This window comes from Pseudomonas sp. ASL8, assembly GCF_056680355.1.
The window spans coordinates 1,216,352-1,226,535 of the sequence record NZ_CM155278.1 but is presented as its reverse complement, the minus strand read 5'-3'; the positions used below and the strand labels follow the sequence as shown (position 1 = coordinate 1,226,535).

Below are 10,184 nucleotides of genomic sequence, written 5' to 3'. Positions count from 1 at the left end.
TTCAGCTGTTGGCACAAGGGCTCCTTGCCTGTTCGGCGGGTTTGACAATCATTCGGTTCATGCCCGCGAATGCGGGCATCAGGGTCGCGATCAAGCCCATCAGCATCAGCGCGAAGTACAGCGCCGGACTGATCAGCTGTTGTTGCAGCAGCAGGTTGAGGAAGACGATCTCACTCAAGCCGCGAATATTGAGCAGCAGGCTTTCACGCCAACGGCTTGCGCCAGTAAACGACGGCGTAGCCCAGCGCAGACCAAGCCAGTTGCCGAGCACTTTACTGGCAATCGGCAGCGCCAGCAGCGCGCAGAGTTGCAGCCAGCTGAGGCTGCTCACGGCGCTGTGAACATTGATCTGGACGATCCCGAACGTCAGGATCATGGGGATTGCCAGTGTGTTCTGCAGGCGTTTGAACAGTTCGGGATTTAGCGGCAGTACGAAGGGCTGTTTGAGCCAGGCCATGCAAAACAGGTAGCCGATACCGAGGATCAGGGCGTTGAGCTTGTAGTGCTCGGCGACCACCAGCAGTGCGAAAAAGGTCAGGCTGTAGACCCTTGGCTGGCGTAGACGCAGCACCCTGAAGAGCAACGGAACGCAGGCGCCCAGCAGCGGCAGCAACAGGCTGCTCAGGTGCAGGCTGCCTTGGGCGATGGCGAACAGGCTCCAGCAGGTCAGGTCGATCAGGATCGCAGTCTGCACCAGACGTCGGGTCGCCGCAGGTGGATAGTCGATGTGGTGCAGGTATAAAAACAACACGGGAATCGCCGTGATTGCGAACACCAGGCCGACCGCCAGCGAACTTAGCCACGCTTGCTCCGGCAGCAGCCAGAACGCGCACGCCAGCCCGCAGCAGAAGGGCACGCAAAAGCTCGGCACGGCGATTTTCAGGCTTTGCCGGTCCATGTCCAGCTCGATCACGTCGCTGAGGATGTGCCCAAGCACGAGGGCGAAACCCAGACCATACAGGGTCTTCAACCAAACGGGCTCCACCAGTTGCGCGCCGCTGAGTTGCCACTGCGGCTCGATCCAGAACACCATCAGCAACGGCAGGCCGAACGTCGCCAGCAACAATTGGCTGACGATGGGGATCAGGCCAACGTAGCGACCCAGGCGTGTTGCCAGCGCAAACATCAGCAAGGCCAGCAGCCAGAACAGCGCGATCATCATGCTGCCGACTCGGCGATGGCGGGGGTATGCGGTTGACGACCGGCCCACGGTGCGAGCATGAAGCTGAAGGCCAGGCCGAGGCTTACGGACAGGCCGAAGTTGCTCACCGCAGGCGTGCTGGACACCGCCAGCAGGCCGAACGAAAGCCAGGTGGTGACAGCGGCGAGCAGGGTGCCGAGCAGGCTGACCGCCGCGCCGCCGACCTGCTCACGCATCAGGATCGCGTAATCGACGCTGATGGCCGTGACCAGGAGCAGCCCGAACAGGCTGAACAAGGTCAGCGGCTGGCCCAGCCAGCCGAGGCTTGCCAGGCTGCACAGTGCCGCCAACAGTGGCAGGGCGACGATCCGCAGGGCGCCACTGAGACCGAAGGGCAGAATCAACAACAACACGATCAGGCCACAGGACAACAGCTTGAGCTCCGCAGCGCTGATTTGGGTGGCGGCGAACACGTTGTTCAAGTCGCCGAGACGATCCACCAGTTGCACGCCCTCAAGGTCCAGCGCCTGTACGCGTAACAATGCCGGGTTGTTCAAGCCCTGCAGGCTGACCATGCCCGCCACGCCATCAGGTGTCGCCCCGAGCCAGAGCCCGCGCCACGGTTCGCCCAAAGGACCGGCCAACGCCATGTCGATGTCTTCAATCGGTAATGCCTGCAAGCGTGCCAGCTCTGCTTGCAGCGCACTGGCCGGTACGCCCAACTCAATCAGCGGCTGCCAATACAACGGCAGTTTGCCCAGAGCATCGCGCACGCGGCGTTGCTCTTCGGGCGGACTGAGCAATTGGTTAAGCGCCAGGTAGCCCTGCAACTTGTCGAGGCTGATCAGTTGGTCCAGTCGTTGGCTCAGCGCGGTCTGCCGTTCGAGCAATTGCTGCTGATCGGCGGCGCGCACCAGGAAGAACTGACTGGTTGGCTGATAGCCGGTGATGCTGGCGATGGTTTGGGCTTCCGCCAGCAATTGCGGCGGCGCGCTGATCCATTGGCGGATGTCGTTTTTGCTGGTCAGTTGCCACAGCCCGGCGGCGCAGAATACCAGCAGCAGCCCCAGTAACACGGGTGTGCCGATGCGACCGAGCAGGGCTTCACGCATGCTCAACAAACACTCAGCGATACGCAGCGGCCAGGTGGCCGGACGCAGTTCCATATTGTTGAGCATCGCCGGCAGCAGGCACACCGCAGTCAAATAGGCGCCGACCAGCCCGGCAGCGGAGAACACCGCAATCTGGGTCAGGGCCGGGAAAGGCGTCCAGGCCAGGGCCAGATAGCCGATGCAACTGGTGGCCAGGCTCAGGCTCAAGCCCGAGAGGGTCAGGCGCAAGGCTGGCCAGCTGCGCCAGGCTTTCATGCTCCAGCTTTTCGACAGGTAATGCAGCGGGTAATCCACCGCGACCCCGATCAGGCTGGAACCCAGTACCAGGGTCATCACGTGCATGTGGCCGAACAGCGCCACGCAGGCCACCGCGCCGAATAACATGCCCACCACCACAGGCACGAACGCCAGCAGCACGCGCCAGCGCCGAAATGCCAGCAGCAGCAACAACAAAATACCCAGCGTGGCGCCGCCGCCGACCCAGGTGATTTCCCGGGAGGCCTGGCGTTGGCCTTCTGCGGCATACAGCAAGCCGCTGGCAGCGAGCAATTGCGCGTCCGCCTGGCGGGCTTGTTCGCGCGCAGCACTGAGCAGGTCGGCGACCTGCAGTGGCAAGTGCATGTCGAACGCATTGCCTTGGGTTCGTGCGCGCAGGAGCACCCAGCTTTTACCGTCGGCGTTGGCGATCAACGCGCCACTGCCGAGGTCCAGCTGCACGGAACCATGCTGTGGCTGGCTGTTTTGAATGCGCCCGGTCAGGCCGAGCCAGTCATCCTGGCTGGGCACCAGACTGAAGCCGGTGAAGGGGTCGAACAGGCTCTGCACGCGTTGCTGAATAAACGCTTGTGGTTGCTCGATCAGCTCGCTGCGGTCGGCGGGCGACAACATCGCCAGTCGCCCCTGGAGCAATTGCTGGCGCAGCCCCGGGATGTCGGTTTGCAGGTTCCATTGAACCTTCTCGAACAACCCGCTGGCCTGCCATTTTTCGCCCAACTGTTGGGCCAGATCGATGGCGTGCTGGCGATCCACGTGACCAACCAACACCAGCATCTCGCGGTTGAGGGGTTCCTGCATGCGCTCTTCTGCGCGCAGTTCCAGGGCATCCGGGGTTGAGCCGGGCACCAGCTCCATCAAGTTGGCCGACAGCGGAGGACCGTTGCGCCATTGCCAGCCTGCCAGGGCCAGCATGGCCATCAAGAGCACCAGGAACAGGCGTGGCATCCAGCGTTCAAGCGACTCGCGTCTAGTCAACAAAGTCATGGTGCTCCGCATCGCTCAAGGTGCTGGCGGCGCTGCTGTTGATCATGCGCAGCAGGGTGCTGTCACCCTGGGTTTCAAGCAGCTCGATACGTTGAACCAGCTCGCCGCCGTCAATATTGATTTGCTTGAACACCTGTTGCAGCAGCAATGAACGCGGGGTCAGGGTCAGTTGCCACGCCTGTGCATCGCCTTTCAGTTGCAGGTCGAAATCACGTTGCAGGCCACTGCTGTCGCCTTGCAGCACGGCGAGGAACAGCCGGTTTTGCTCGGCGCCTGCGCTCTTGCTCGGCAGCAATTGCCAGCCGTTGGCATCGCGGCGGGCAATCCCGACGGTGCTGATTCGATAATCCTGTTTCAGCGGCGTCGCCAGCAGCCAGAGCAGGCCATAGTCCTTGGCGAGGACGAATTTACCCTTGCTGGTCAGCGGCTGGGGCAGGGCGCGCAGGTGTTTTTCCTGAATGAAATCGCCGTGGATCACCGAGGGTTTTCCCAGTTGCGTGCTCAGTTGTTGCAGGTCGAAGGCGTTAGCCAGCGATGACAGGCCAAGCAGGGCAACGGCGCACAACAGGTGGCAAAGACGGTTCATGGCAACGCTCTCTGTACGGCATCGGTGAACACCTTGGGCGATGCCAGTTGCATGTCGTGGCTGGCAATCTCCACGGCCACTTGAATCGTGGTGGCGCGGGTCATGCGCTCGCCCGTGATGGCGTCGCTGATCAGGTAGTTGATCTTCAAGCGGTTCTCCCACTCCACCAGACTGGCGCGGACGCTCAGCTTCTGGCCGAACACCGCGCCGCGTACATAGCGCAATTGCAGGTCAATGACCGGCCACGCGTAGCCGGAGTCGAGCATTTGCTGGTAGTTGTGGTCCAGTTGGTCAAGCAGCGCACAGCGGGCGATTTCCAGGTACTTGATGTAATGGCCGTGCCAGACCACGTTCATCATGTCGATGTCGAAAAACGGCACCTGGATTTCGGTGTCAGTGTGGATCACGCCCTTACTGCGCATGCAGCCTCCAGTGGCGGTCGGCGATCCGCTGCAGGCACAGGCGCAGTTCGCCATCCAGCGCACGGTCTTCGATCACGGGCGGGAAGTCTTTGCTCAGTTGCTCGTGCATGGCTGCCAGCGCGGGCGGCAGGGGGCGAGCATCGTCAACCCGACTGCGCAGCCAGACACCTTGATTGGCCGCGAGCAGGGTGGCGGCGGCTACTTGCTCGGTCAGCTCCAGTACGCGGATCGCATCACGGGCGGCGATGGTGCCCATGCTGACCTTGTCCTGGTTATGGCATTCGGTGGAACGCGAGAACACGCTGGCTGGCATGGTGTTTTTCAAGGCTTCGGCTGTCCAGGCACTGGTGCCGATCTGCACCGCCTTGAACCCGTGGTTGAGCATCGCCCGCTCAGCGCTGGCGCCTGACAGGTTGCTGGGCAGGCCGTGGTTGTAACGCACGTCCACCAGCAATGCCAGTTGCCGATCCAGCAGGTCGGCGACGTTGGCTACCAGGGTCTTGAGGCTGTCCATGGCGAATGCGATATGGCCGCCATAGAAGTGGCCGCCATGCAGCACGCGCTCGGCTTCAGCGTCAATGATCGGGTTGTCGTTGGCGCTGTTCAGCTCGATTTCGATGAACGAGCGCAGCCAGTTCAGGCTGTCGGCCAACACGCCCAGTACATGGGGAGCGCAACGCAGCGAATAGCGATCTTGCAAGCGGTGCAAGGGCGCGGTCGGTGCATCGATGGCCAGGTCCTGACGCAACCAGGCGGCGACTTGCATCTGCCCTGGGTGTGGCTTGGTGGCAAACAGGCGCTCATCGAAATGCTCGGGATTGCCCTGCAAGGCCACCACGTTCATCGCAGTGATGCGGGTCGCCAGTTGCAGCAGGTAATCGGCGCGGGCGAAGGCGAGGCAGGCGAGGCCGGTCATGACTGCGGTGCCGTTCATCAAGGCCAGCGCTTCTTTCGGGCGCAGGACCAGCGGGTCCCAGCCCAGCTCGCGGTGCACGTCAGCGGCCGCGCGGCGTTCGCCACGGAACATCACTTCGCGCTCACCGGACAAGGTCGCGGCCACGTAAGACAGCGGCGTCAGGTCACCGCTGGCGCCCACCGAGCCTTCTTCCGGGATCAGCGGCAGGATGTCTTGATCGATAAAGGCCTGGAGGCGTTCCAGCAACTCCACGCGCACCCCGGAAACGCCCATGCACAGCGACTGCAACCGCGCCGCGAGTACCGCTCGGGTCGCTTGTGCATCGAGCATTTTACCGAGACCGCAGCCGTGGAACGTGTACAAGTGACGCGGCAGCGCTTCGACGTGCTGCAACGGCACCGCGACGACGCAGGAGTCGCCATAACCGGTGGTTACGCCATAGATCACGCCTTCCTTGTCCAGTAGGGAATCAAGAAATTGCGCGCCTTTGGCGATGCGCAGGCGAAATGCGCTGTCGTTTTGCAGCTGAGTCGGCACTTGGCGATTGGCCAGCAGCAGCACCTCTTCAATACGCAACGGCTGTTCGCCGAAGGTTACCGGTTCAAGCGCTTGGATCGTCATCGGTCTTCCAGAATGAGTAGAAGTTGAACCACTGATGTGGTGCCTCAAGGCAATAATGGGCGAGGCGTGCGGCATAGCGCTGGACATGTCCGGCGACCACCTGCTCGCGATCACTGCGCCGCCATTTAATGCGCTCGGCGAAAGGTTCGAGAATGACGCGATAACCGCTGGCGCCCTTCAGGCAGAAAATCAGATTGATCGGGCATTGCAGCAAGCCCGCCAACAGCCATGGGCCCTGTGGGAAAGCGGCGGGGTGGCCAAGGAAATCCACCCGTACATTGCGCCCGCCATGCAGGGGGACGCGGTCGCCAGCGATGGCCAGCCATTCACCGTTATCCAGGCGTTGGCTCAATTGCAGCATGATCACCGGGTTCAGCTCGCTGACCTGAATCAGGCGCAGATTGGTGGCGCCTGCTTCACCCAACAGGCGATTGAAGCGTTCAGCGTGCTTGGTGTGCACCAGCACGTTCATGGTGACCCGTTCACCCAGCTCGGCCAGCGCGCGGCAGACTTCGAGATTGCCCAGGTGGGTGCCGACCAGCATTTGCCCGCGCCCACTGCGCAACTGGTTGCGCAGCAAGTCGTGATCGATAATCGTGATCTGGTCCAGCGTGAGCTTGCCGTTCCATACGTCGAGCTTGTCCAGCAGTGCATCGGCGAAGGCCATGAACTGCTTGAACACGCTCCGGCGGGTAGGGCGTAGGGTCGATTGTCCGCTCCAGCTGGCCAGGTACTGCTGGTATTGCTGGGCACTCTGTCGGGCACCTGGGCCAAACACGAAGAAGTACAGGACGATGCCGTACAGCACCGGAGTCAGCAGGCGTCGCCCGAAATGACGCACACCCCAGGCCATCAGTTTCATCAGCAGAAAACTGCCACGCTCCTGATGGGCGGCCCAATGTTTTTTGGCTTCGTTCGTCGGCTCACTCATGTCGCCACCGTCGCCACAGGATCAGCGGCATGCGCACCAACATGCCGAAGAACAGTTTGGTGTGCATTTTCGTGATCAGTACGTTGTCGCGGAACAGCCGGAAGTGCGACACCCCGTCCAGCGGGTAATGAACACGGGTCGGCAGCCAGCGCATCGGCTGATTGCGCCAGGACAGGCGCACCAGGATGTCCGAGTCGAAGTCCATCCGCTTGCCCACCTGGACCGAGTCGATCAGCTTGATAGTCGGTGCCAGGGGGTAGAGCCGGAAGCCACACATTGAATCGCGGATCTGTAACGACAGGCTGTTGACCCAGACCCAGAAGTGGGTCAGGTAGCGTGCATACAGGCGAACCTTGGGCACGCTGGCGTCGTACTGCGGATAGCCGCAAATCACCGCTTCGGGGGCGCGGCGCGAGGCGTCGAGAAACAGTGATACGTCGCTCAGGTCATGCTGGCCGTCGGCATCCACTTGCAGCGCATGACTGAAACCCAGGCGTGCGGCTTCGCGGAAACCTGTCATTACCGCGCCACCTTTGCCTTGGTTGATGGGCAGGCGCACCAGATAGACGTTCTCTTCTCCGGCCAGCGCTTGCAGCACCGCCGCACAACTCGGGCTGCTGCCGTCGTCGACCAGCACACAGGGTAGACCCGCCTTCAGCAGTTCATGCACGACGGCGGACACTGTCCGTTCGTGGTCATAAACCGGGATCACCGCGCAAGGGTTATGCATGTGCAGCCTCCAGCACGATACGGCCACTGGAGCAGGCGGCTTCTGTGTTGCGGTAGGCAAAATACAGTTTGCTGCGCTCGGCATCGAAACGCAGGGTCAGCGCAACCTGATCGCCCGGGCGCACCAGTTGCTGGAACTTCAACACTTCCATGCCTGCAAACCTCGGTGGCAGGTCCAGCAGGCGCCGGCCCAGGCTCAGCGCCCAATCGACCTGCACCACGCCCGGCAGTACCGGGGTTTGCGGGAAGTGTCCGCTGAAATAAGCCAGGTCTGGAGGAATCATCAAGTCAAGTCGCCACTCGCCGTCAACCTGCTGCTGGCTGAGCAGTTCCGCTTCTTTGGGGCGCGCGGCGAGCAACAGGATTTCGACCTCGGCCTGTGGCAGTTTGCCTTGGGCGTTGAGCGGCAGCTGACGCAGCAGCCGCCAACGTCTCGGCAGGGCGATGGCCTCGCAATACGGGCGCAAATGCTGGCGCAGTTGCTCGGTCAGCGTACGTCGGCCTTGATTGCGCAAGGCATGCAGACCGCTTTCGCTGAGAACCACCAACGCGCCGAGGGACGCCCGGTTCTCTTGAACCACGCCCAGACGCACTTCATTGACCCACTCATGGGTTGCCAGTGCGTGTTCCAGTTGCGGCAAGGAAATACGCTTTTCTTCAAGCTTGACGATGCGGTCCAGCCGGCCGAGCAATTCGAAACGTCCGTCAGCGCTGAAACGCGCGGCGTCGGCCGTGTGTTCGACATGGCCAGCAGGCAAGTAAGGGGACTCGATCAGCAGGGCGCCGTCGCTGTCCTGGCTCAGTTGCACGCCTTCAAAACCCTGCCACAGGTTATCGCCCTGACGCCAGGCGATGCCGCCGGTTTCCGAGCTGCCGAGGATTTCGGTTGGCCATTGACCCAAACGCTGCTGCAAGCTGCGTGCGGCTTCGGCGGGCAGCGCTCCGCCCGAAGAGAACACGCGGCGCACGCTGCTCAAGGCCGGCCAATCGAGGTTGTCGCCCATGCGCTTGAGCAGCGCCGGGCTGGCGACCCAGGCAAATGCCGGATGTTCGCGACTGGTTCGCTGCAAATCTTCGGGGAATGGCAGCTGCTTGCGCACAAAACTGCGTCCGGCACACAGCGGCCACAGCACCCGGAACAGCAAGCCGTAAATATGCTGGGTGGCAACGCTGCCGATGATGCAGGACGTGCCAAGGTCGGCGCCCCACAGCGCTTCCAGCGCTTCAACTTCATTGGCTAACTGTCGCAGGCGTTTTTCGATCAGCTTCGGTTCGCCACTGGAACCTGACGTGCACAGGCTCAGGCGACAGGTGTCGAGGTCCAACGCGGCAGGCGATAGCGGCGCGGCGTGCAATTCATCCAGGTGCGTGTCGCCCACTTGATCGCTGAGCCACAGGTCGACGTCGTTCGACCAGCGCTCGCGGGTGTGTGCTTGCAGATCGGCGGGCAATAGCACGCTGACACCGGCACGCCATGCGCCGAACAAGGCCACGGCCAACTGACCGGCGTCGTCCAGATGCAGCGCAAGGCGCTTGACGCCTCGGGCCTGCAGACCGGCGGCAACGCTCAGGGCCTGCTCGCAGAAACGGGCATGATCCAGAGCGGGGGCCATCGTCAGTTCGCGGGCCGGCAAAGCCTCGAGCAACAGGTGCTCAAGTGGTATCCAATTCATGCGCGACCTCTTACACGTTGACGCAACAGCCATTCACCGGCAAACAGCAGGCCCATCAGGCCATAAGCGATCAAGCCGTTGTACAGCGTCCACCAACTCAATGGCGCCCACAGGGTCAACGCCGCTGCGAGCAGGCCATTACACAGAAAAAACAGGCTCCAGACCTGGGTCACCTGTCGGGTGTAGCGGACCGCGATCTCGGGCAAGTCAGGCTCGCTCAGGCGTGCCAATCGCTCGATGACGGGTGGGCCATAGATCAGGCTGAGGCCGAACAAACTCAACATGAATCCGCTGACGAGCACCGGGTACCAGCGCAGTAATAACGGGCTGTTAAACAGCCCCAGCAGCAGGCAAAAACCCAGGGCGACAACGGCCGTCAGCACGCTGCCAGGGCGACGCTTGTCCGTCAGCGCTCGCGCCAGCCACAGCCCGCCGAGCAGCAAGGCGAACTGCCAGGGGGCGAAATGCTCAATGCCGAAATACACCGCAAAGGGGTAAAGCACTCCAGCCAACAGCAGGCCAAGGGCGATCAGCCGACTCATGCGGCCGGATTGACCAGGCGGTAAACCGCCTCGACCACATCGTTGACGGTGCGTACGGCTTTGAAGTCTTCAGCGGCGATTTTCTTGCCGGTCTTGCGTTTGATGTGGTCGATCAGGTCCACGGCATCAATGCTGTCAATTTCCAGGTCCTGGTACAGGTTGGCTTGCAGGTTGACTCGCTCAGGCTCAAGTTCGAACAGCTCAACCAGCGCACTGCGCAGGGTGTCGAAGATGTCTTCACGGGTTTGCAT

The 10,184-nt window shown here is 62.0% G+C and carries 10 protein-coding genes; all 10 read right to left on the bottom strand.

All coding sequences use genetic code 11. The features are described 5' to 3' along the window. Window position 1 precedes the first annotated feature (1 nt). Genes AC1MEA_RS05470 through AC1MEA_RS05425 form a run of 10 tightly spaced genes read right to left on the bottom strand, consistent with a single transcriptional unit; the run spans window position 2 to window position 10,184 of the window. Complete coding sequence (locus AC1MEA_RS05470; RefSeq protein WP_480917056.1) at window positions 2–1,162, bottom strand: cation:proton antiporter; 1,161 nt, start codon at window positions 1,160–1,162, stop codon at window positions 2–4. Continuing rightward, a complete protein-coding gene (locus AC1MEA_RS05465) occupies window positions 1,159–3,513 on the bottom strand; it encodes an MMPL family transporter (RefSeq protein ID WP_480917055.1) in 2,355 nt (784 codons plus the stop codon). Before AC1MEA_RS05465 ends, AC1MEA_RS05470 begins: the two co-directional genes overlap by 4 nt. Continuing rightward, complete coding sequence (locus AC1MEA_RS05460; protein WP_480917054.1) at window positions 3,497–4,099, bottom strand: outer membrane lipoprotein carrier protein LolA; 603 nt, start codon at window positions 4,097–4,099, stop codon at window positions 3,497–3,499. Before AC1MEA_RS05460 ends, AC1MEA_RS05465 begins: the two co-directional genes overlap by 17 nt. Then, complete coding sequence (locus AC1MEA_RS05455) at window positions 4,096–4,521, bottom strand: acyl-CoA thioesterase (RefSeq protein ID WP_480917053.1); 426 nt, start codon at window positions 4,519–4,521, stop codon at window positions 4,096–4,098. The genes AC1MEA_RS05460 and AC1MEA_RS05455 overlap by 4 nt, the downstream gene beginning before the upstream one ends. Continuing rightward, the gene (locus tag AC1MEA_RS05450; protein WP_480917052.1) at window positions 4,511–6,058 is read right to left on the bottom strand and encodes an HAL/PAL/TAL family ammonia-lyase; all 1,548 of its coding nucleotides are present in this window, start codon (window positions 6,056–6,058) and stop codon (window positions 4,511–4,513) included. The genes AC1MEA_RS05455 and AC1MEA_RS05450 overlap by 11 nt, the downstream gene beginning before the upstream one ends. Beyond that, window positions 6,039–6,989, bottom strand: a complete 951-nt coding sequence (locus AC1MEA_RS05445; RefSeq protein ID WP_480917051.1) for an LpxL/LpxP family acyltransferase — start codon at window positions 6,987–6,989, stop codon at window positions 6,039–6,041. Before AC1MEA_RS05445 ends, AC1MEA_RS05450 begins: the two co-directional genes overlap by 20 nt. Next, window positions 6,982–7,719 (bottom strand): glycosyltransferase family 2 protein, encoded by a 738-nt coding sequence (locus tag AC1MEA_RS05440; RefSeq protein WP_219064482.1) that lies wholly within the window; start codon window positions 7,717–7,719, stop codon window positions 6,982–6,984. Before AC1MEA_RS05440 ends, AC1MEA_RS05445 begins: the two co-directional genes overlap by 8 nt. Continuing rightward, the gene (locus AC1MEA_RS05435; protein ID WP_480917050.1) at window positions 7,712–9,391 is read right to left on the bottom strand and encodes an ApeI family dehydratase; all 1,680 of its coding nucleotides are present in this window, start codon (window positions 9,389–9,391) and stop codon (window positions 7,712–7,714) included. The genes AC1MEA_RS05440 and AC1MEA_RS05435 overlap by 8 nt, the downstream gene beginning before the upstream one ends. Continuing rightward, window positions 9,388–9,933 carry a COG4648 family protein gene (locus AC1MEA_RS05430; protein WP_480917049.1) on the bottom strand — a complete coding sequence of 182 codons (546 nt, stop codon included), beginning with the start codon at window positions 9,931–9,933 and terminating at the stop codon, window positions 9,388–9,390. Before AC1MEA_RS05430 ends, AC1MEA_RS05435 begins: the two co-directional genes overlap by 4 nt. Further along, window positions 9,930–10,184 (bottom strand): acyl carrier protein, encoded by a 255-nt coding sequence (locus tag AC1MEA_RS05425; protein ID WP_219064479.1) that lies wholly within the window; start codon window positions 10,182–10,184, stop codon window positions 9,930–9,932. Before AC1MEA_RS05425 ends, AC1MEA_RS05430 begins: the two co-directional genes overlap by 4 nt.

Coding starts and splice junctions, on each gene's coding strand:
- AC1MEA_RS05470 (WP_480917056.1), bottom strand. CDS start 1,162: ATGATGATCGCGCTGTTCTGGCTGCTGGCCTTGCTGATGTTTGCGCTG.
- AC1MEA_RS05465 (WP_480917055.1), bottom strand. CDS start 3,513: ATGACTTTGTTGACTAGACGCGAGTCGCTTGAACGCTGGATGCCACGC.
- AC1MEA_RS05460 (WP_480917054.1), bottom strand. CDS start 4,099: ATGAACCGTCTTTGCCACCTGTTGTGCGCCGTTGCCCTGCTTGGCCTG.
- AC1MEA_RS05455 (WP_480917053.1), bottom strand. CDS start 4,521: ATGCGCAGTAAGGGCGTGATCCACACTGACACCGAAATCCAGGTGCCG.
- AC1MEA_RS05450 (WP_480917052.1), bottom strand. CDS start 6,058: ATGACGATCCAAGCGCTTGAACCGGTAACCTTCGGCGAACAGCCGTTG.
- AC1MEA_RS05445 (WP_480917051.1), bottom strand. CDS start 6,989: ATGAGTGAGCCGACGAACGAAGCCAAAAAACATTGGGCCGCCCATCAG.
- AC1MEA_RS05440 (WP_219064482.1), bottom strand. CDS start 7,719: ATGCATAACCCTTGCGCGGTGATCCCGGTTTATGACCACGAACGGACA.
- AC1MEA_RS05435 (WP_480917050.1), bottom strand. CDS start 9,391: ATGAATTGGATACCACTTGAGCACCTGTTGCTCGAGGCTTTGCCGGCC.
- AC1MEA_RS05430 (WP_480917049.1), bottom strand. CDS start 9,933: ATGAGTCGGCTGATCGCCCTTGGCCTGCTGTTGGCTGGAGTGCTTTAC.
- AC1MEA_RS05425 (WP_219064479.1), bottom strand. CDS start 10,184: ATGCAAACCCGTGAAGACATCTTCGACACCCTGCGCAGTGCGCTGGTT.